Source organism: Acidobacteriota bacterium (assembly GCA_028874215.1).
Taxonomy (GTDB): domain Bacteria; phylum Acidobacteriota; class UBA6911; order RPQK01; family JAJDTT01; genus JAJDTT01.
The window spans coordinates 17,276-38,057 of sequence record JAPPLF010000018.1; the positions used below are offsets into that span (position 1 = coordinate 17,276).

General features: G+C 64.6%; 14 protein-coding genes. 6 read left to right on the forward strand and 8 right to left on the reverse strand.

What is annotated here, in order from left to right; genetic code table 11:
- Nucleotides 1–20: 20 nt before the first annotated feature.
- Complete coding sequence (locus OXT71_03320) at nucleotides 21–2,426, reverse strand: TolC family protein (protein MDE2925408.1); 2,406 nt, start codon at nucleotides 2,424–2,426, stop codon at nucleotides 21–23.
- 233 nt (nucleotides 2,427–2,659) lie between these two features.
- Between OXT71_03320 and OXT71_03325 the strand changes: the two genes are divergently transcribed.
- Complete coding sequence (locus OXT71_03325) at nucleotides 2,660–3,859, forward strand: sialidase family protein (GenBank protein ID MDE2925409.1); 1,200 nt, start codon at nucleotides 2,660–2,662, stop codon at nucleotides 3,857–3,859.
- 51 nt (nucleotides 3,860–3,910) lie between these two features.
- Here the strand turns inward: OXT71_03325 and OXT71_03330 are convergent, their stop codons facing one another.
- Together OXT71_03330 and OXT71_03335 are read right to left on the reverse strand one after the other, a co-directional pair.
- On the reverse strand, nucleotides 3,911–5,137 hold the full coding sequence (locus OXT71_03330; GenBank protein MDE2925410.1) for an aromatic ring-hydroxylating dioxygenase subunit alpha: 1,227 nt from the start codon (nucleotides 5,135–5,137) through the stop codon (nucleotides 3,911–3,913).
- 43 nt (nucleotides 5,138–5,180) lie between these two features.
- On the reverse strand, nucleotides 5,181–6,083 hold the full coding sequence (locus tag OXT71_03335; protein ID MDE2925411.1) for an alpha/beta hydrolase: 903 nt from the start codon (nucleotides 6,081–6,083) through the stop codon (nucleotides 5,181–5,183).
- 279 nt (nucleotides 6,084–6,362) lie between these two features.
- On the opposite strand from OXT71_03335, the gene OXT71_03340 reads away from it, so the two are divergent.
- Nucleotides 6,363–7,826 (forward strand): hypothetical protein, encoded by a 1,464-nt coding sequence (locus tag OXT71_03340; GenBank protein MDE2925412.1) that lies wholly within the window; start codon nucleotides 6,363–6,365, stop codon nucleotides 7,824–7,826.
- A gap of 15 nt (nucleotides 7,827–7,841) precedes the next feature.
- Here OXT71_03340 and OXT71_03345 read toward each other — a convergent pair whose 3' ends face one another.
- Nucleotides 7,842–8,864 carry a sialidase family protein gene (locus OXT71_03345; GenBank protein MDE2925413.1) on the reverse strand — a complete coding sequence of 341 codons (1,023 nt, stop codon included), beginning with the start codon at nucleotides 8,862–8,864 and terminating at the stop codon, nucleotides 7,842–7,844.
- Nucleotides 8,865–9,064: 200 nt separating this feature from the next.
- Between OXT71_03345 and OXT71_03350 the strand changes: the two genes are divergently transcribed.
- The 3 genes from OXT71_03350 (at nucleotide 9,065) to OXT71_03360 (ending at nucleotide 14,624) form a co-directional block, all read left to right on the forward strand.
- On the forward strand, nucleotides 9,065–10,564 hold the full coding sequence (locus OXT71_03350) for a hypothetical protein (GenBank protein MDE2925414.1): 1,500 nt from the start codon (nucleotides 9,065–9,067) through the stop codon (nucleotides 10,562–10,564).
- Nucleotides 10,565–10,694: 130 nt separating this feature from the next.
- Nucleotides 10,695–13,574 (forward strand): hypothetical protein, encoded by a 2,880-nt coding sequence (locus tag OXT71_03355; protein ID MDE2925415.1) that lies wholly within the window; start codon nucleotides 10,695–10,697, stop codon nucleotides 13,572–13,574.
- 249 nt (nucleotides 13,575–13,823) lie between these two features.
- Nucleotides 13,824–14,624, forward strand: a complete 801-nt coding sequence (locus OXT71_03360) for a DUF1080 domain-containing protein (GenBank protein ID MDE2925416.1) — start codon at nucleotides 13,824–13,826, stop codon at nucleotides 14,622–14,624.
- Between the two features lie 63 nt (nucleotides 14,625–14,687).
- Here the strand turns inward: OXT71_03360 and OXT71_03365 are convergent, their stop codons facing one another.
- The 4 genes from OXT71_03365 to OXT71_03380 all read right to left on the reverse strand — a co-directional run bounded on the left by OXT71_03365 (nucleotide 14,688) and on the right by OXT71_03380 (nucleotide 19,129).
- Nucleotides 14,688–16,133: a sulfatase gene (locus OXT71_03365; protein MDE2925417.1), complete on the reverse strand. Its 1,446-nt coding sequence runs from the start codon at nucleotides 16,131–16,133 to the stop codon at nucleotides 14,688–14,690.
- A 32-nt stretch (nucleotides 16,134–16,165) separates the two neighbouring features.
- Nucleotides 16,166–16,936 (reverse strand): aspartate/glutamate racemase family protein, encoded by a 771-nt coding sequence (locus OXT71_03370; GenBank protein ID MDE2925418.1) that lies wholly within the window; start codon nucleotides 16,934–16,936, stop codon nucleotides 16,166–16,168.
- Entirely contained in the window at nucleotides 16,921–17,814 is an 894-nt protein-coding gene (locus OXT71_03375) for an alpha/beta fold hydrolase (GenBank protein ID MDE2925419.1), read from the reverse strand. Before OXT71_03375 ends, OXT71_03370 begins: the two co-directional genes overlap by 16 nt.
- A gap of 97 nt (nucleotides 17,815–17,911) precedes the next feature.
- Nucleotides 17,912–19,129, reverse strand: coding sequence for an MFS transporter (locus OXT71_03380; protein MDE2925420.1), 1,218 nt, complete (start codon nucleotides 19,127–19,129; stop codon nucleotides 17,912–17,914).
- A 146-nt stretch (nucleotides 19,130–19,275) separates the two neighbouring features.
- Between OXT71_03380 and OXT71_03385 the strand changes: the two genes are divergently transcribed.
- Nucleotides 19,276–20,730: a sulfatase gene (locus OXT71_03385; protein ID MDE2925421.1), complete on the forward strand. Its 1,455-nt coding sequence runs from the start codon at nucleotides 19,276–19,278 to the stop codon at nucleotides 20,728–20,730.
- Nucleotides 20,731–20,782: the final 52 nt, after the last annotated feature.

Sequence of the window (20,782 nt, forward strand, 5' to 3'; positions counted from 1 at the left end):
CGGTCACGGGTCGAGTTGCTTCAGTCCGTGTGCACATCGCGCCCTCTCTCCCGGTAGAACTTCTCCAATCGCCGGAGCCAGGCGTCGCGTTCCGCCGGAGATCGGAAATAATCGAAACGTCCCACCGCGCGCTGCACCGCCATCAAGTGGATCAGGTGGTCGAACACGGCGTTGGCCGCGCTCAGGTCCGCGGCCAGCATTTGCGACTGGGCATCCAGAACCCGGATGATGCCCACCACACCCTGCGAGTAGGAGTTGCGGACCAGTTCGAAGTTCTCCCGGGCAGCGGACGCGGCTTCCTGCGCCAGCTCGATCCCGGCGAAGGAGACGCCGGCTTCCAACAGGGCCGAACGGACCCGCTGTTCGATGGCCAGTCGAGTGGCCGTCCGCTCGATCGCCATTTCTTCGAGTTCGATCTGCGCCCGGCTCCTGCGGGCTCGCAACGCCCCTCCCTCGAAGAGGGGTAGCGAAGCACGAACGCTGATGCTCCAGTCCGTCCCGCCCCCTCCGAGTCCCTCCGGGAAGAGACTCAGGCCGCCGGCGCTCCGCTGTCCCTGCACTTGCGCGTCAAGCCCGAGTTCCGGCAGATACAAGGCTCGTTTGGAAGCCAGCACGATTCTCTTGCGGGCCCGGATGGACGCGTCGATCCGCCTCAGCTCCGGGGAGCCGTCCAGCGCTTCGAAGGTCATGAACTGCCGAAAGAGACCGAACGCTCCCCGACGCTCGATGTAGGGTCGCAGACGTTCGAAGTTGACCGTCAGGCCGGGGTCGGCGAGACCGGCTTCGGAGGTCTGGAACGGTTCTTCCAGTGACCGGTTGAGGACGCGGTTGACGGCGATCTCGGCTGCCTTCCGACGCGCCGATGCCTCCAGGAGGGCGAGCCGGTTACGGGCGATCTCGCTGCGCCAGCGCAGGACTTCGTCCCGTCCGGTCGCGCCGGCACGGAAACGACGGCGCGCCAGACTCAGGTTGGACCGGCTCAATTGCAGGTTGTTGCGCTGGATTGCGTCGTAGGTCTTGGCGCGGAGGACGTCGAGATAGCTCTGGGCAGCTTCCAGCACGATGTCCAGCCGCAACTGCCACGCCTCTTCTTCGCGAGCGATCTGGCTCTGGCGCTCCACGTCGTAGCCTGCCCGGACCCGTTCCGAATACAGCAACTGGCTGAACCCGAGCGAACCGGAAAGCTGGCGGTCCCCGAACACGGCGCCCGCCCCGGCCAGCTTGCTGCCCCCGCCCGAAACGCTCACCCGCGGCAGCAGGGGCGCCCGAGCTTCGCTCACCAGCCGCAGCCCGGCATCGATCCGCTTCCCGGCCGCAGCCAGGTCGAGATTGACCTTGACGGCATCCTCCACCACGGCCGAGAGGGAAAGCAATCGCCCGGCCGGCGCGGCCGCCTCCCCCAGGAGTTCGGCATCCGTCAAGGTGGAGAACTTCAGGTCGACGCCGATGGCGCTCGCGGTCGTCAGGTTGAGGGTCAACTGCTCGCCCACGCTGAAATCGATGGGCAACTCCGCCGCCGCCTCGCCCTGCACGATGTTGAAGAGGTTCAAGGCGACGCGCCGGACGAACGACTGCTCCGAGCGGTCCAGCTTCAGACTGGCCATCGCTCCGCGCTGGACGTCGGTCCTTCCGGCGAGAGCGTAGGAGGGCAATCTCTTCTCGATCAATCCTGCGATGAGCCGCTCGAACTCTCCAGGGGAGAGGTGGGACAGAAGGCCCAATATCACCGCCTCGGTATCGGGAGGCAGCGCGTCAAGCGCTGCTTCGGCGGAGTTGCCCACCACTATGAAATCCACGGCAATGCCCATGGGAGCGAGACGGCGGCGGAATTCGCCGCGCATGGCTCGCAGCGGCTCCTCGAGGCGCGGTATGGTCAGCACCGCGAGCCGGGAAAAGGGCGCGAGCTTGCGGAACTCCCGGATCTCGCGCTCCAGATCCTGGTTGTAGGAGACGTAGCTCAGGTTTCTGACACCACTCACCCGGTGCCGTGACAGGCTCTCCCTGCCGGGCACCGGGCGCTCGCGCACTTCCACGGGCAGGCCTTCGACTTCAGGGTTCAGCACGGGCGCCGCAATCACCGGCTTCGGCAGGTCTGCGGCACGCGCCGCCTGAGAGGCTCCCACGATGCCGAGCACCAGGACCGCATCGACTTCCGGGTCCGCCAACAGAGCGCTCAGGTGTCGGCGGGACGTTTCGGCGGTCCAATCACCCACCATTTGTTTCTCGGGTGGGAAGGAAACGTCATGGCGGCCGCCCAAGAGACGAATGGACTCTTTTCGGACCGCCTCTCGAAATGCGAGCTCGCGATCGGCCGCGCCGTCGAGCACCGTTCCCACCCGAACGGTCGACATTTGCGCCGCAGCCGGAATGCCGGACAGGATGGCCAGCAGTGCAGCACCGCAACCCAGCTTGGATCGAGCGATCATTCCCATGCCTCGCGTGTTCTCCCCGATGCGGCTGACAAGGTCGACTTCATTGGAGTTTCTCAGGTCACGGTGCCGCCAGATCCGCTCTGAAGTCCCAATGACACACCCGATACAACATATCGTCCGGAAAATCGGAGAGATTATACTGAACAACCCGTTCCGGCCGCCGAAGCGAACCGCAGCTCCGGCCGCATCCGGAACGCTGCATGTGGCAGTGGAAAGGAACTTTTCGGATGTCAGAGCATACTCCGGTTCGAATGATGGCCATATTGTCGATGGGACTCGCCGCCCTGGTGGGGTTGAACCCCTGGCCGGCGAGCCTCGCTGGAGGGTCCGCGGCAGCGGCAAAGCGGGCCGAATGGACCCACCCCCAGGCTCGACAACTGGTCACGGACCGCGACGGCCCCTTCGTTTTGCTGGACGACGGCCGGCTCATGACGGTGGAGGGCAACGAAGCCCACTTCTCCCGCGACGACGGCCGCACCTGGAGCAGCAGGGGACCCGTGTTCCGGGAACGGGACCCCGAAATACATCGGGAATGGCGCGTCCTGCACAAGACCCGGGAGGGCGCTATCGTGCTGGTGTTCCTGGACACCAAGACCCGGAAATGGGGTTGGAACAACGAGACCCACGAACCGGAGCCCGGTGTCTTCAACGAGGTCTGGTCCGTACGCAGTCTGGATGGCGGGGAAAGTTGGATCGATGCCCAGCTCCTCTCCCGGGAATACTGCGGGGCCATGGTCGATATCCTGGAGACCAGTTCCGGCCGGGTGGTGGTTCCCGTGATGAAGGTCCTGCGCAATCCGGGGCGCCACGCCTTCGTATTCTACTTTTCCGACGACGCGGGCCGCACCTGGGCCCGGAGCAATCTCATCGATCTGGGTGGACACGGGCATCACGACGGGGCCATCGAGCCGACTCTGGTCCAACTCCGGGACGGCCGCCTCTGGACTCTGATCCGCACCAACTGGGACCGCTTCTGGGAGGCGTTCTCCCAGGACGAGGGCCGTTCCTGGCGGGTGATCCGTCCCAGCGGCATCGACGCCAGCAGCGCCCCGGGCCACCTGATCCGCCTGTCCAGCGGCCGTCTCGTCCTGGCCTGGAACCGTCTCCACCCGGAGGGGATGACGCTCCAGGAGTGGAACCGCACGCCCGGAGCGCGCAGGGAATTTCCCTATTCCCGCATTCCCGGCAGTTCCCAGCGGGGAGAGCTGTCCATCGCCTTCTCGGAAGACGACGGCAAGACCTGGACCCGCCCCCAGGTGGTGGCCCGGCAGCCCGGCGGGTGGCTCTCCTACCCATTCCTGTTCGAACGCCGGCCCGGTGAGATCTGGCTGACGACCCACTATGCGGGGATTCGCACCGGCGGCAGGAGGGAGATCATTGCCGGCGTGCGGCTGCGGCTGATGGAGTCGGATTTCGCTGGAGAATGAGTTTTCGGAGAGCGTCTGTCCCTGGACGGGTGCGCTCTTGGTCCTTGTTCCTCAGCTTGTGGAATTCGCGCCCAACTCCTCCAGGTACCACTGGCAGAACCGGTCCACCGTCTCCTCGGCGGTACTGTAGATTCCCGGACGGTAGTAGCGGCTGTTGACGCCGGCCTGGTTGTTCTCGCAGATCTCCTTGTCCTCTTCCAGCGTCTTGAGCCACAGCCAGGTCACCTCGTCCGGATCGTAGTCGACGCCCTCGACGGCGTCGGGATGCACGAGCCAGGTGAGCTCCACCTCGGTCTCCTGGGCGGAGACCGGCGTGAACCGGGTCGCCATTCCGTAGTCGTTGGTGGCGACGAGCCAGTTGATGGGAAAGAACATGATGGAGGAGACGCCCCCGTCGTAGGCGTCGTAGTCCCCCATGAGGGGAGCCAAGGGTTGCCCGGTCCTGCTCTGGGTCAGATAGCCCGGACGGATGGGTCGGCGGCCCCCGTGCTGCCGGATTCCCGTGTCTCGGTCGAACGGTTCGGGATCGTGATCCGTCCGGCAGATCTCCTTCTTCCACCGGGAGGTGTAGCGGTCCAGCTCCTCGCCGAAGCGCTTCGATTCGCCCGCCCGCACGTAGCTCATGACGGAGGTCAGCTCGGGATGCGTGTGAAGGCAGTGGTAGCACTCGAAGAAGTTCTCGGCCACCAGCTTCCAGTTGGCGCGGATGACGTGACTGACGCGCGAGCAGATCTTGGCTGCCGGCCATCCATGGGGAGAAAAGAGGTTCGAGATGTCCCGGGCGAGGGGATCGAACGGCGGGGGCGCCTCGGCCAGGCAGATGAAGATCAGTCCTTCAACGACGCGGACATGGCAACGGTGCAGGGGGAAATCCTCCCGATCGAAGCCGCCGGGCATGTGCCGGGCGGAGAGCAGGGACCCGTCCAATCCGTAGGTCCAGGAGTGGTAGGGACAGACGAAGCGCTTGACCGAACCCTCCTCCTCCAGGCAGATCCTGGATCCGCGATGCCGGCAGACATTGAGCAGGGCGCGGATCTCGTCGTCCCGGTCCCGGACGATCACCACCGACTCTCCGCCCAGAGAATAGAGGAAATAGTCGCCGGCGGCCGGCAGCCGGCTCACGTGGCCCACGATCTGCCAATGGCGCAGGTGGATCCGCTCCATGTCCAGCTCGAAGATCCGCGATGAGTTGTAAAACGGCTGCTCCAGGGTGAGGCCGGGCTTTCGGGAGTCGATCAACTGCGACAAGGAGAATCCGTTACCGACTGCGTCTGTCATAACCATGTCACATCGCAATTGAATTGAACGCGGAAGCCGCCATCTATCTGGCCAGCAGCTTTGCCATCAGGAACTCCGTCGCACTGGCGTACTGCGCCGACTTCGATACGCCTTCGATGAGCAAGTGGCACTCGTGTCCCAGGCGGTCCGACTTCTCCTTGACCTTGATCCCGTACACGGGGTGGTGGATCCCGTGCCCGGCGTCCTCCGAGGGGAGCGTCATGTTGTTTCCATACGTCATCAGCAGCGGGGGATCGTCGGCGGTCAGATGATTGTAGGGCGAGAACTCGATGTAAAGCGGCCGGTGCTTCTCGTAGTTGGCCAGGGCCGCTTCGATGGTCTGCTCGCCCACCGCCATGTTGATCATGCGATGCTTCAGGACGTTGGGTCCCAACCAGGGTTCGATCACCTTGGGGTCGATGGAGGTCTGTCCGCCGTGAACTGCCGCCGCCGTCACCCGGGTCGACTCGCGGAACACGGGGTCGGCGGCGTGGGGGTCCGCCAGATCGTCGTGCAGCAGGAGCCACATGGAGGTGCACGCTCCCGCGCTGCTTCCGGTCAAAGCGATGCGACGCTTGTCGAGGTTCCACTCCGAGGCCTTCCAGCGCAGAAACTGGATGGCCCGGGCTGCATCGTGAACCGGAGCCGGAAGGGGGGACCCGGGGGTCAGGCGGTAGTTGACGGCGGCGTAGGAGATACCCTTCTTGAGGTACGGTCGGAAATCCGACAAGTGCCGGGTCTTGTCGCCGCCGGTCCAACCTCCGCCGTGAATGAAGACCAGGAGGGGGCGGGGACCCTGGCCCTCCGCTTTCCAGAAATCCAGCCGGTTGCGTGCGTGCGGTCCGTAGGCCACGTCGGCGTGGGTCGGCGCCGGCGGGGTCCAGGCACCTGCCAAGGTCGAAGTGCACGCCGCCAAGCTCGCCAGCAGGAGCCAGAGAATTGTCATTTCGGTTTCCTCCTCTGAAACGCGCCTATCAGGAGACTCGGTTTCACGGAGGTTAGCACAAGCCGTTTCCCGGCGGCAGAAGCAAAGTGGCCGCTTCTTGGGGAGCACTCTCCCACGAAGGGACAGTCCGTTTTTCCGGAGCACAGGAAGCGGGGGAGTGGTCCAGCCGAGTATGGTGATTCCGGACAGGGACCTGTAATCTCTGGGATCCGGCCCGCCCGCGGTGATGCGGGGGCAGCGCGGCAAAGCTGCAGCAGACGCGGAAATGGAGGTTCGATCATGAGATGGAGAGCGTTGGTTCTGGGAACGGCGGTCCTGTTGTCGTCTCCTGTGGCGGTAACCGGTTGGGGGAAGTCCGATTTCGACGCGTCGTTGGACATGGGATCCCGGCGGGAGCTCTTCGTGGACTACCACCTGATCGGACAGCTCCGGGGCACCCGCCTGAAACTGCACGTTCCCCGGCCCGGAGGCGTCGCCATCTCCTACGAAAAACCCTGGGAAGACTGGTACTCCTTCTACACCACCATCCTCAAGGACGGCGATACCTACCGCATGTACTACCGCTGCGGCATGGGGGGGCAGTCCTACACCTGCTATGCCGAGAGCCGGGACGGGATTCGTTGGACCCGTCCTTCCCTGGGTCTGGTCGAGGTCCAAGGGAGCCGTGAGAACAACCTGATCCTGGACTCGGGACACCAGTTCTGCCCCTTCATCGACGGCCGCCCGGGCGTACCGGCGGCGGAGCGCTACAAGGCCAACATGGAAGCCAGGGGAGGGCTGCTCGGGTACATCTCCGCCGACGGTATTCGTTGGAAGCTGGTCCGCGAGGAAGCGATCGTCCCCAGGAAAATCAGGAACCACTTCGACTCCCAGAACGTGATGTTCTGGTCGGCGGCGGAGGGCCGTTACGTCCTCTACTGCCGGCACGCCGTCGGGGGGCGCCGGTCCGTGGCGCGCTCCACTTCCCGGGACTTCCTCAACTGGACCGATCCTGTCCTCATGACCTACAGCGATACGGGCGCCACCGTCCCGTCCCAGCATCTCTACACCAACCAGACCCATCCTTACTTCCGGGCGCCGCACATCTACGTGGCCTTGCCGGGCCGTTTTCAAGCCGGCCGCCGGGTCCTGGACGAGGCCCAGACGGCGGAACTGGGCCCGGACCCGGGCTTTCCGCGCGATCCGGACTGGAGAGTCCGGGACATCGCGGATGGGGTTCTCCTGACCAGCCGCGCCGGCACCACCATCTATGATTTCACCTTCCGGGAGAGCCTCGTCCGTCCCGGCATCGGCCTCACCAACTGGACCTCGCGCACCAACTACCCGGCGCTGGGAGTGGTTCCCACCGGACCGGCGGAGATGTCCTTCTACGTCCAGCGGGACTACGGCCAGACCAACGCCCGGCTGGAGCGGATGGTGTTGCGGACGGATGGCTTTTCGTCGGTCCATGCCCCCTACGAGGGGGCCGAGATGATCACCAGGACCCTCCGGTTCAGCGGCAGCGAGCTGGTGATCAACTACGCCACCTCGGCGGCCGGTAGCCTCCGGGTCGAAATTCAGGACTCCGGCGGAAATCCCATCGCCGGTTTCTCGGCGGACGACGCCGTCCGGATCATCGGAGACCAGATCGAGCGAGTGGTCTCCTGGAAGGGGGGCAGCGACCTCAGCCGGATCGCCGGGAAGCCGGTGCGGCTGCGTTTCGTCATGAACGATGCGGATCTCTATTCGTTTAAGTTCCGGTAGGCCGGGAGTGCCGACTCACACGCCGGGCAGGGCCACCTTGGCCAGGTAGATGCTGGTCTCGTCTTCGTGGGACGAGTAGTAGCTGATCCAGAGAAGCCCCTGGTGCAGGACCATTCCGGCGTAGCTGGTGTCTCCCCCCGATGGCAGCTCCAGGATCTCGGTTGCCGTCGCTGCCTCCGGGTCCATCCACCAGAGGAGGGTCCGGCGCTCGCCGCCGGGAAGGTGCTGGCGGCCCGACGCCACCAGGCGGCCATCCGGCAGGACCAGGAGGTCGGGACCGCCGATGACCACGTTGAGATCCTTCCAATTCCATTGTGTGTACGGCGGCTGCGAGGTTCCGATCTGGGCGGTGTTGTCCTCCCCGTCGCGCCGCAGAAGGCAGACAGCGGTTCCATCGTCCCGGAACACGATGGCGGTTTCGTTGGGAGACCCGCGATCGAAAAGGACGGGCACCAGGGTCTCGAATCGGAGTCCGTCTTCGCTCTTGTAGAGCCGGACGAACTCGTCCTGGCTGGGGCGGTGGCCGGCGGCCCGGTGATCGGCGTATGCTCCGCCGTAGGCCGTCCCTTTATGCCAAGTGACCCGCCAGAGCAGGAAGTCGGGCTCGCCCACCCGCTGAGGGGTGCTCCATTTTGTCCCGTCCCGGGAAAACCAGACCAGCGAGTAAAACTCCAGGTGGTCCTCGGCCAGGTCCCGCCGGTCCAGCGCCAGCGCCATGAGACGCCCGTCCGGGGTCACCTCCAGCTTGGGGTCCCTCAGATCCTGTCCCGGTTCTCGGGGAAAGTGGGCGACAGAGGACCACGTTTCCCCGTCCGCCGAGGTGATGATCCGGATGGTTCCGTCGGAGGAAACGTGACTCTCTCCTTCCCGAAAAGTGCAGAACCAACGGTCCTGGAAGCGGACCAGATCGGTGAAGGCGCTATGGGGAGCCCGGTCCCAGATCTTTTGGACCGAGACCAGTTGGGCCCCCGGCGGCCCGCAGCCGGCGGCCAAGGATACGGCCGGGAGCAACAGCAGGAATGGATTCCATCTCGACATTCGATTCTCCTCGTGCGGTACGGACCGGATCGAGTATAGGCTGACGATTCGAAAACGAAAGGCAGCGGGCCGGCTCGCCCAGCACCATCAACCCATAGTAAGCTGCCACCTCTCCCGTCACTTTGGTGTATCAGCCCCCTCGCGATCGCAATCGGGCCGGCCGGGGCAATGGCTCCCAAGACAAGGAAGATCCGGATCTCATGAGCCAGCGTCGAGAGACCCGCCGCGACTGGCTCAAGTCTGCGGGCGTCGGCGGCCTGACGCTGGGAGCAGGGGCATTCCTGCCCGGCCGGAGCGCCGTCCCCGATCGCTCCGGACCCGTCGACGTCGGATCGCGGCGGCAGTTGTTTCTGGACGACTTCTGGTTCGATTCGTCACGCAATATCGAACTTGCGCTGCACCGTCCCGTTCCCCGCGAAACGGCGCTGGAGAGCGACCGGCCCTGGGAAGCGGAAGGCATCCACTACAGCTCCGTCGTCCACTCGGGCGGCCGCTATCAGATGTGCTACCGGGCAGGGCGCCGAACCTGCTATGCGGAAAGCGGCGACGGCATCCTCTGGACCAAGCCGAACCTGGGCCTCCACCCGTTCCGAGGTTCCCGGGACAACAACATCCTGGGAGGCGCCGAGCTGCACAACGCCAGCCAGATCCTGGATCCCAACGAGCCGCCGGGCAGTCCCGGACGCTACAAGATGATCGCCTCTTCCGGCGGGCTTCGCGGTTATGTCTCTTCGGACGGTATCGGTTGGAAGCCGGTGCGGGAGACTGCCCTGGTCACCTCGGGGCCCTTCGACAGCCACAACACCCTGCTGTGGGACGATGAACACGGGCGCTACGTCATCTACATGCGTGGCGTCGACACGTCGACCGGAGGTCCCGTGATCTGGGATCCCGTCGGACGGCGTTATGTCCACAACCGGCCCGAAGTGGACAAGTCCCGTTTCAAAGGCGGCCGCCGAGCGATTCGGCGCTGCGAGTCCCGGGATTTCCTCCACTGGTCGGAGCCGGAACTGGTGTTGGCCCGGGACCGGAAGGATCCCGCCAACCTTCATCACTACACCAACGCCGCCGTCAATTATTTCCGCGCGGCCCGCAGTTTTCTCATGTTCCCCATGGTGTTCTACGTCAGGGACGACAAGAGCCTGCCTTATCAAACCGGCCTCTCCGACATTCAATTGGCCACCAGCCGGGACGGAGTGCATTGGCGGCGTCCGCTCCGGAAGCCTTTCCTGAGCCCGGGTCTCGACCAACGCAATTGGGTGGACCGGAATCCCATCATGGGGCAGGGGGTGGTGCCCACCGGGGCCGACGAGATCTCCATGTACTACACGGAGCTGTACCGCTCGCCGGAATGCCGGCTCCGGCGGTGCTCGCTGCGGAGCGACGGCTTCGTGTCGGTGGAAGGCCCCTATGCAGGATGGGGTGAATTCACGACCCGGCCCATCGTGTTCAGGGGCGCCCGGCTGGAGCTCAACTACAGCACCAGCGCAGGGGGCGGCCTTCGGGTCGAGCTCCAGGACGAAACCGGAACTCCGCTCCCGGGTGTGGGAATGAAGGATTGCCCTCGGATCACCGGAGATCGAACCGGGGGAATCGTGCGGTGGAAGCCCGGGGTTGACCTCGCCCGCTTCGCCGGCTTTCGGGTTCGCCTGCGGATTCGTCTCCGCGACGCCCATCTGTACGCATTCCGGTTTCACTGATTCCTGCGTGGCGGGTGCCGGGACAAGAAAGCGTTCAGAACATCGGTTCGATCTCCGATCCGCCGGACAGTCCCACTCGGCTGTTATTGTTGAGACCGGCCGGATCACCATCATTTTCGGAGGATCTACAGTGGAATTCGGACGCGTGCCGGTCCCGGTATCGGGCCTCGGAGTGCTGGTTTTGGCCCTTGGCTTGACCCAATGCCGGCCCGGCGGCCCCTCTCCGCCGCCGTCGCCTGAATCTCTGCTCCCCGAATCCTCCTTCCGGATCCGGTTGGGGCTCCTCGATGAAGAACCCGGAATCTGGAGCGGCAGGCTGGTTCCGGTCGCGGGTCAGGAGCTGGAACTGAGGCCGGACGAGTTCCGGGCCAATATCTACCGCCACAGCTTCCTCGACAGCATCCACTCGGTCGACGCCGATCCTCAACTGCCCAACGACCAGATCCAGAGGGGACTGGCTTGGGTGGCGGCCACCCGCATGAGTTGGGGTCGAAGGGGGAGGAGCGCTCTCCGGCATCCAAGCGTCATCGTCAACGTCCTGGAGAATCCGGGAGATCAGCCCATCCGGGTCGAGACGGAGAAGGGAGCGTTCAGTCTCCGGCCCGACGGCATCCCGCTCTTCCAGGCCGAGACGTTTCTGGACGGAGCCGTCCTGGTGGAATCGGTCCCGCCGTCTTCGCCTCTGGCCGCCGAGCGCTTCGACATCCAGGACTATCCTTCAATGACATCGACGCGATCCGGCAAGCTCTGGGCCGCGTGGCAGGAATACGTCGAGGGGGAGGCGGACCTGGTCGTGGCCCGGTCACGGGGCGAGTCGGGCTGGGGCCCGGTCCATCTGCTGGATGAGGACATGGATGCGTTTCGCACCGCCGTGGCCGAGGATTCCAAGGGGCGGATCTGGGTGATCTGGTCTGCCCAGGTGGAAGGAAATTGGGATCTCTACGCGCGAAGTTTCGATGGAGAGCGATGGTCATTCCGCTACCGGCTCACCGAACATCCCAGCCCGGACGTCTACCACCGGGCGGTCACGGATTCGGAAGGCCGGCTCTGGTTGGTCTGGCAGAGGACGATCGACGGCTTGACCCAAATCGTGGCTCAGGACTTCGACGGCCAATACTGGGGCGAGGAGGTTCGGATCAGTGAGGGTGCGGCGGCCGGGGGAAACAACTGGTGGCCGTCGGTGGCCGCGGGTCCCGATGGTGATCTGGCCATCGCCTGGGACGGCTACGCTTCCGGAAGCTACGACGTCTATCTCCGGCTGCGGCGGTCGGGGCGATGGGAGGACGTCCGGAGCGTGGCTGGGACGGCTCGATTCGAGGCCGGTGCCTCGGTGGCCATGGACGGCGAGGGACGGATCTGGATCGCCTGGCACGAGTCGGGACCGCAGTGGGGCAAGGACACGGGACGGCTCGTCGATCAAAGCGGCCAGGCCAAGGGAACGGAGCTCTACGAGACCCGGACACTGCGGGTGGCCTGCCTGGACGACGGCAAGTGGATGACGACGCTTCAGGACCCCGCCGTCCACCTGGGGGAGGGGAAATGGGAGATGCCCCATCTCCAGATGGATGCGTCGGGTCGTCCCTGGCTGCTGGCCCGGCACCTGAAGATGCGCCAGTCCGAGGGCCGCGGACGCTACTTCCCCTTGTGGGAGATCGTCTGCCTGCGATACGACGGTTCCCGGTGGACTCGTCCCACCCCGCTTTTCCACAGCGCGGGCCGAAACGACATGATGCCGGCGTCCGCGCTGGATTCGGAGGGCCGCGTCTGGGCGGTCTGGCCCACCGACAATCGGAGCACCAAATCGTTTCTGGCGGTGCACGGACAGGTCATGGTGGGCCTCTTGGGCCGCGGCGGGCCGGCGCCGATGGAGTTGTCTCGACTTCAGCTTCCGCCCGTAGACCCCTTCGATCCCGTTCATCCCGGAGAGGCCGGCGACCTGGAGCGAATCCGCTCCTACCGGATTCACTCACGAGGCCGGACCTATTCCATCTACCGGGGAGACTTGCACCGCCACACCGATATCTCCCTGGACGGCGGCGGCGACGGCTCCCTGGTGGACGCCTACAGATACGCCCGGGACGCCGCGGGGCTGGACTTCCTGGGGGTCACGGACCACAACCACGAGATCGTCGAGCCCTACAACTGGTGGCGGAACCAGAAGGTCGCCGACCTCTTCCAACTGGAGAGCTTCGCCGCCTTCTACGGATACGAGCGCAGCCTCGAATTCCCCAACGGCCACCGCAACGTCTTCTTCATCCGCCGGGGAACCTCGATCCTTCCCATCGAGACCGCCGAGCACCTGGGCCTGGAGGGGTCCGAGAGGCTGTTCTGGCACCTCCGGCGCAAGAACGGAACCTCCATTCCGCACACCATGGCGACCGGTTCCGGCACCGACTGGCGGGACAACGACCCCAAGGTCGAGCATCTGCTGGAGATCTTCCAGGGAATGCGGGAGACCTACGAGCACCCGGGGGCCCCCCAGCCCATGACGGGTGAGCCCAGTTCCACGCTGGAACAGGACAACCGGCCCTTTCGGCGGTTGGGAACGGCCTGGAGCGCGTTGGAGAAGGGCTACAAGCTGGGATTCATCGCCTCCTCGGACCATTTATCCACCCATATCAGCTACGCTTGCCTGATCGCCGAAGAGCTGACGCCGGAGGGGCTCCTGGAGGCCATTCGCGCCCGCCGGGCCTATGCCGCCACCGACAACATCATCCTGGATGTCCGATTCCTGGGCTCGGACGGGGAGCACCTGATGGGGGAGGCGTTCCGAACTACGACGCCGGTTCGACTCCAGGCCGACCTCACGGGCACGCAGGACATCCGGCGCGTGGACGTCATCAAGGACAACCGGATCGTTTACTCGGTGACGCCGGACAAGAGGGAGGTAAAGTTCCAGTACGCGGACGGCGCCTCCGAGCCGGGGGAGAGCTACTATTATCTTCGCGTGATCCAGGAAGACGGAGAGATGGCCTGGGGGTCCCCGGCCTGGATCCACTACCAGCCTTGACATCTCCCGTCATCCTTCCGCCTGTTTCCTCGCCTGAGACTTTTTCCATACGCTCGTAGTCGGTCGCACGCCGTTCGCGTCGGGAAATGTCGATGAGCGGCTTCAAGTTGAGGAGGTGCGTTCCGGGCCTCGAGACTTACCCCTCGGACCGGCCAATCCAAGTCAGGGAGGGTCTGTTTCTTCCCAGGCCGGATCATGCCGATCCGCTTCACTGTATCTTGCCGGCTCCAGGCAGCAGATTTTCTGGGAATGCCGGTGGTATACTTCGGCCACTTGGCAATCATGTTGTTTCGCGTGACACCGATCCGGCTGGATTCGAACCTGATCCGAAACTGCCGTCGCAACTCCTGGCTTCCCGGGCTAATCGCCTGCCTTTTCACGATGCTGGCTCCGCTTTCGGCAGCATCCGGTCCGGAACCACCCGAGGGCTTTGCCGCACTCTTCGACGGCAAGACCCTGGCCGGATGGAAGGGGTTGGTGGAAAACCCCATCAAGCGTGCTGCCATGTCCCCGGAGGAACTGGCGGAAGCTCAGAAGAAGGCCGACCAGCGCATGCGCGCCCACTGGAAAGTGGTCGACGGTGTTCTGGAGTTCGACGGCAAGGGAGACAACCTGTGCACCGACAGGGACTACGGTGACTTCGAACTGTATGTCGACTGGAAGATCCTGGAAGGCGGCGACAGCGGCATCTACCTGCGCGGAAGTCCCCAGGTTCAGATCTGGGACACCAGGTTCGAGAAGTACCGCAGGCACGGTAACGACAAGGGCTCGGGAGCACTGTGGAACAACAAGATCCATCCCCGTTTTCCCCTGGTGAATGCGGACCTTCCTGTAGGCCAGTGGAACACCTTCTACATCAAGATGGTCGGCGACCGGGTCACGGTGAAGCTCAACGGCAAGCTGGTCACCGATCAGGCGGTGATGGAGAATATATGGGACCGGTCCCGCCCGATCGATCCTCGCGGACAGATCGAGTTGCAGAGCCATGGCAACCGGCTCTGGTTTCGCAGCATCTACGTTCGCGAGTTGGACGGGGCAACGGCGCCATGAGCGAGTCGAGCTGAGTTCCGGCGCATCCAGCCCACCCGTTCCCGGTTGCTCCGTTGAACCCGATCAATCCTTTCGAGATGTGTCGGGACCTCCTGCGGATCGATAGTCCGGATTACGTCGGGGCATCTGGGCTCCCACCGAATTTCTCCAGTTCTCCAGATCCGCGGCCAGCTCCCGGGTCTTTTCGGGCCTGCCGGACGCCAGGTCGGTGGATTCTCCCAGGTCGCCGGTCAGGTCGAAAAGTTCGTAGCGATTCTCCAGCCCGAAGATCCTCTCCTCGTGCCATTCCAGCAGTTTGAACCGTCCCTTCCGCACGGCGCTCGAAGGCAGGGCGCCGGAACCGTGGTAGTGGGGGTAATGCCAGAAGAGGGCGTCCCGGTCCAGCGAGGCGGCCCCTCGCAGGAGCGGCAGCAGGCTCACGCCGTCGATATCGTCGTGCTTGCCGTCCCCTCCTGCGGCTTCCACGAACGTGGGGAAGAGATCGACGCTGCTGACCGGTTCCTCGACGACACTGCCGGGGGCGACCACGGTCGGCCAACGGGCGATCAAGGGGACCCGGATCCCTCCTTCGTATAGGTCCCCCTTGCCGGCCCGGAGCGGGTGGTTCGCGGGGCCCTGCCCGTTGCCGTCGCTCCATTCCAAACCGCCATTGTCCGAGAAGAAGAGGACCAGAGTCCTTTCGGACAGGTCCAGCTCGTCGAGTTTGGCCAGCAGCCGGCCGACGCTCAGGTCCAGGGTCTCGATCATGGCCCCGATGACCGGGTGGTTGGTGGGCGCGTCGGCATCCGGCTTCGCCCGGTACTTGGAGATCAGCGCCTCCTTCTCCACCAGGGGGGTGTGAACGCTGTTGTGCGAAACGAAGAGGAAGAAGGGCCTCTCCCGGTTCTTCTCCATGAACTCCAGGGATCGGTCCGTGATGATTCGCACGTTGTGGGCGTCGTTCTCCGGCGTCTGCCACTCACGGGCCATGCGGGGGACCGGCTTGTAGGTCACGAAGTGGTCGTCGAAACCCTGTTTGTCCGGATTGAAGGGCAGGCTCCCGGGAGGGGTCTTGGCCTGGCTGAGATGCCACTTGCCGAATGCGGCCGTGACATAGCCCGAATCCTTCAGCGCCTCGGCGACCGTCTCCTCCTCCAGAGGTAGACGTCGGGTCCAGTCCGGCTCCAACAGCTTGACGGCGTTCCCGGCGTAATCTCCCGGCGAGATGAACTGGGTGACGCGGAGTCGCGCCGGATTCTTGCCCGTCATGATGCTGGCCCGGGTCGGGGAACAGATGGGACTGGCGGCGTAGGCGTCGGTGAAACGCATCCCCTGGCGCGCCAGAGCGTCCAGATGGGGGGTCTCGTAGAAGCTGCTTCCGTAGCAGCCCAACTGGTTCCAGGCCAGATCGTCGGCCAGGATCAGGACGATGTTGGGCCTCTCCGGCCGTCGGTTGCAGGCTGAAGTGAGTCCCAGCAGGGTGACCGCAAGAACCAGCCAAAATACGGTCCGTGGTCCAGGTCTGTTCAAATTTTCCCCACGCCCAGGTGCGGCCCGGGTCCTCATCGGCGCCCGTAGAAATCCCTCAACTGCTTCACGTCGTCGGCAGGAGGAAATTGGAAGAAGCCTGTCCGGCTCACGGGTGGCAGGCCCGTCAGCCGGCAGATGTCGCACATCATCTCCGCCATCTTGAAGCCGGTGACCATGCCGTCGATGACCGGGGCGCCGATCTCGTCGATGGCCTGGGCGCCGCGGTGGGTCAGAACGGAGCCCATGAGGGTGCATCCCGAGATCAGCATCTCCGCGCCGTCCTCCCGGACACACTGCCGGGCCACCTCGACCGCGCGCCGGTAGACCTTGTCTTCCGAAGTCTTCTCCGGATAGAGGTCATTTGCATCGATGCCGATCGACCGGTGTGAAGCCACTTTGCCGTCCAGGCCGTACTGCCTCAGGATCATGCGTTGGATGCGTCCGTTCTGATCGTCCACGGAGACGAGGGAGAACCGTTCACACATGGCGTAGGCCATCAGAGCCGCCGACTCCAGCGTGGCCGTGACCGGAATGTCCACCAGAGAACGCGCTTCGTAGAGTCCGATGTCCAGGTTGCAGGAGATGAAGACGGCGTCGCACCCGTCCTTCTCGGCCTGTGTCACCTGCTCCAGCGTCGCATCGGTGCACTTGTGCCGGAAGTAGAGGAACTGGTTGTTCTTCAGCGGATATTCGTCGGCGATGTTGACCATGTCGAACTCGGTTCCGCTTCGCCTGATCCTCTCCAGATTCTCCCGTCCCCTGAACTCGGTTCCGCCGAAGGGATTGATCACTCTGACTCGCACGACGACTCCTCCGGCCCGGTTTTCTCTCCGCTGCGGAGGATCCAGTCCGCAGCATCGTGGTGGGCTCCGTCATAAGTGGTGTGGCCGTTTGGATTCTCCGAGGGGGTGATCACCAGCTTGATCGCATCCCCCGACCAGATGCCCTGCAAGGGCTTCATCTGATCGGGCGACCGCTTCATGAGATTCAAGGCGAAGTCTATGGCGTGATGGCCGCCCACCCGCATATCGTTGTGTCCCATCTGGATGAAGAGGCGGCGCCCAGCCAGCTTCGGCGCCAACGCCATGACGTCCAGAGAACGGGCCGCAGCTTTGTCCGCCGTTCCCTGGAATTCCCGCAAGGCCAGCAGATCCGTAACCGGAGCGAAAGCGACGACGGTGCCGACCCGAGGCTCGACCGCGGCGAAATGCAGGGCCAGGAAACCCCCGCGGGAGGGGCCGAAAGCCACAATCCTCTCGGGATCCGTGACTCGCTGCCGGATCAGGTGGTTCAGCACCGACGAGGTTTGTTTCAGGAAGTCGGCGAGGAACTCCTCACCCTTCTCCAGGCGGTGTCGCCACCCGGCAAGGCCGAAGGGTTCGCCGGACCTCTGATCCTCGCCGTGGCAGGGACTGTCCAGAGCGACGGCAAGGAACCCGTGCCGAGCCAGGATCCGACACATTTTGGCGGACCTTCCCTCCAGCCCCGAACGCATCCCCCCGCCAAAGACAAGTATCGTCGGAGCGGGCCGCTCACCTGCCTCCCCCAGCAGAGCGAAGCGGACCCCGGAAGGGGACTCCAAGACCTGGACCCCACCGGGTTTCTCCACCTCCCTCCGGGTCTGACCGGGAAGAGGAGCCACGACTGCCAACGCCAGGGAAAAGATGGCGATGATTCTCACTTGCGAATCCTCAATCCTCAATCGGCCCAACGGCTTCATTAAACCACTGGCAGGTGGCCTCATCGAGTTTCGGATCGGCCGGCGTCGCGCTCCGCGCTCAGCCGCCGGTGGCCGTCAATGTCAGGAGCCCTGCCACCAGGAACAGGCCGATTGCCGATCCGACGGCGATCAGGAAACCCCTCTGCACGTTCGTCCGTTGGGCGTAGGCGCCGATCGCCATGGGGATGAAGGTCCAGCCCAGGCCGCTGATGGCAAACAGGAGTCCGACGGCGCGTCCCTGCACCGGCCCCGGGAAATGACCCAGCAGAATCGCCATGATCGAAGGAAAGATGGGACCGAAGATCAGGCCCGCCGCGATGACGAGGGCGATCGCCGTCCGCCGGGTCCGGCTCCGGACCACGCCCGAGGTGACCCCGATGCAGCCCAGCGCCAGGACCAGGATCAGCACTGCTTCGCTCGGGGCTTCCAGTCCCAGTCCGGAGACGAATCGCGCGGTAAACGGTCCCAGCACGAATGCGGTGAACAGGCGCGACGCCATGTAGGCCAGCCAAAACGCCGACAGCAGTTTCGCCGCCCGGGCCTCGGAAACCCCTCGGTCCCCCAGGAAGGTGGTGGTCCAAGTGCCCATCGCCGCCTCCAGGGGACCGTGGAAGAACAGCGCCATGGAGCAGAGCCACATGACCGGATCTCCCAGCAGGGACCAGGTCTCCGGACCCAATACGCTGCCTCCCCCTCCCGCCGACATCGCGGCCGGAAGGTCGGAGAATCCTGCCACCACGGCCTGGAGGGCGACGAGTCCCGCCAGCAGTCGAAGGGCCGGAGCGAGTCCCAGGCGGCCGAGTGCCCAGGCAACCGACAGCGGAGTCAGGAATGCCCCCAGGCCGAAGAAGACGTTGCCCAGGTTCGTCGCAAAGGAGATCGCCGGAATATCCCCGGAGAGAAAGGCGGGAGGCTTCAGCACGTGGGGCACCAACACATTGATCACGTTGATCTGCGCCGCCCAGGCGGCACCGAGCAGAAGCACCGAAACCAGGGCCGTGGCATAGCGGTGCGAGGCCGCCAGCGTCAAAAGGCCCAGCACCATCAGGACGGTGCCGCCGACCAGGACCACCTGCCGTCCCATCAGATCGGTCAGGAAGCCGGCGGTGAGGATCACCGGGATCGTGGTGAAGCCGAAAAGCGACACCAATCCGCCGACCCGGCCCTCGTCGATCCGGAGCTTCTGCGCCAGCGCCAGTTTCACGCTGCCCACGAGGGCAAGACCCATGCCGGTGATCAGCAGGCACGCGACGGTTGTTGGAAGGAGCAGGCTCACAATTGTTCGAAATGGTATCAGGCGTATCCCTGGACTTGAGTCAAGAGTATGCTTTTTCTCGAAATTCGCCTGTCAAGGCGGCCCGGGATCGTTGCTGCAAACTCTTCATTCCGATGTCCGGACTCGTGTTGAGATCTTATTCCAGAATGCTCCGGGTTTTGTTGCCGGCGGCGGTGATCTCGCTCTGCGGTTGTTCGCAAACCCGCCCACCGGATCCTTCGGAGGCCCGCCCGCCCAACATCGTTCTGGTCTTCATTGACGACATGGGCTACGCCGACATCGGCCCCTTCGGCGCCCAGGGTGACCCGACTCCCAATCTGGACCGCATGGCGGCGGAGGGCATGCGATTCACGGATTTCCAGGTTTCGTCCGCAGTGTGCACGGCGTCCCGGGCGGCCTTGATGACCGGCTGCTATCACCGCCGGATCGGCTTGTCGGGGGCTCTGGGGCCGAGTTCCCACATCGGCATCCACCCACGGGAAGTCACCCTCGGGGAACTGTGTCGAAGCCGGGGTTACGCCACGGCGTGCTTCGGGAAATGGCACCTGGGCCACCATCCCAAGTTCCTGCCGCTGCAGAACGGTTTCGACGAATACTACGGCCTGCCCTATTCCAATGACATGTGGCCCGAGCACCCCACCGCCGGGGATCGCTTTCCCGATCTGCCCCTGATCGAGGGCAATCAGGTCATCAATCCCAGGGTCACGGGGCAGGACCAGAGTCGGCTCACGGCCAAGTACACCGAGCGCGCCGTGGATTTCATCGAGCGGAACCGCGATCGCCCCTTTCTGTTGTACCTGCCCCACAGCATGGTCCATGTGCCGCTCTACGTCTCCGACAAGTTCAAGGGCCGCAGCGGACGGGGCCTGTACGGCGACGTGGTCATGGAGATCGACTGGTCGGTGGGACAGATCCTCGATGCCCTGGAACGCACCAACCTGGACCGGCACACCCTGACGATCTTCACTTCCGACAACGGGCCCTGGCTCAGCTACGGCGATCACGCCGGGTCTGCGGCTCCGCTGCGGGAGGGCAAGGGCACGTCGTTCGAAGGGGGAATCCGGGTCCCCGCCATGATGCGCTGGCCGGGGCGGATCCCGGCGGGAACGGAGTGCAACGAACTGGCCTCTACCATCGATGTCTTTCCGACGGTCGCGGCTCTGATCGGCGCGGAGCTGCCCGGACACAAGATTGACGGGAGGGACATCCGCTCCCTGATATTCGCGGAACCCGGGGCTCGCTCGCCTCACGAGGCCTTCTTTTCCTACTACCGGAACGGCCAACTGCAGACCGTGCGGGACCGCCGCTGGAAGCTCCACTTTCCTCACCGGTACCGAACGCTGTCGGGCCGGGCCGGAGGGACCGGCGGCTACCCGGTCCCCTACGATCAGGCCGAGACCGGACTGGAACTGTTCGACCTGAAGCAAGACGTGGGGGAGGTCTCCGACCTTGCTCCGGAGCATCCGGAGATCGTTGAGCGGCTGCGCCGGTACGCGGTCCGGATGCGGGACGAGCTGGGAGACAAGCTCACCCAACGAAAAGGTCGGGGAATTCGGGGGCCCGGAGAACTCGGCCCGGACGACAGCCGTCTGGAGTGGTAGTCCATTCGAGCCTGGAGGCCCAGGCCTGGTGAGTGCCGGTACGCCAGTCCAT

What these genes read in the sequence shown, in the direction of transcription:
- OXT71_03320 (MDE2925408.1), bottom strand. Translation starts at nt 2,426, where the DNA reads ATGATCGCTCGATCCAAGCTGGGTTGCGGTGCTGCACTGCTGGCCATC.
- OXT71_03325 (MDE2925409.1), top strand. Translation starts at nt 2,660, where the DNA reads ATGTCAGAGCATACTCCGGTTCGAATGATGGCCATATTGTCGATGGGA.
- OXT71_03330 (MDE2925410.1), bottom strand. Translation starts at nt 5,137, where the DNA reads ATGACAGACGCAGTCGGTAACGGATTCTCCTTGTCGCAGTTGATCGAC.
- OXT71_03335 (MDE2925411.1), bottom strand. Translation starts at nt 6,083, where the DNA reads ATGACAATTCTCTGGCTCCTGCTGGCGAGCTTGGCGGCGTGCACTTCG.
- OXT71_03340 (MDE2925412.1), top strand. Translation starts at nt 6,363, where the DNA reads ATGAGATGGAGAGCGTTGGTTCTGGGAACGGCGGTCCTGTTGTCGTCT.
- OXT71_03345 (MDE2925413.1), bottom strand. Translation starts at nt 8,864, where the DNA reads ATGTCGAGATGGAATCCATTCCTGCTGTTGCTCCCGGCCGTATCCTTG.
- OXT71_03350 (MDE2925414.1), top strand. Translation starts at nt 9,065, where the DNA reads ATGAGCCAGCGTCGAGAGACCCGCCGCGACTGGCTCAAGTCTGCGGGC.
- OXT71_03360 (MDE2925416.1), top strand. Translation starts at nt 13,824, where the DNA reads ATGCCGGTGGTATACTTCGGCCACTTGGCAATCATGTTGTTTCGCGTG.
- OXT71_03385 (MDE2925421.1), top strand. Translation starts at nt 19,276, where the DNA reads ATGCTCCGGGTTTTGTTGCCGGCGGCGGTGATCTCGCTCTGCGGTTGT.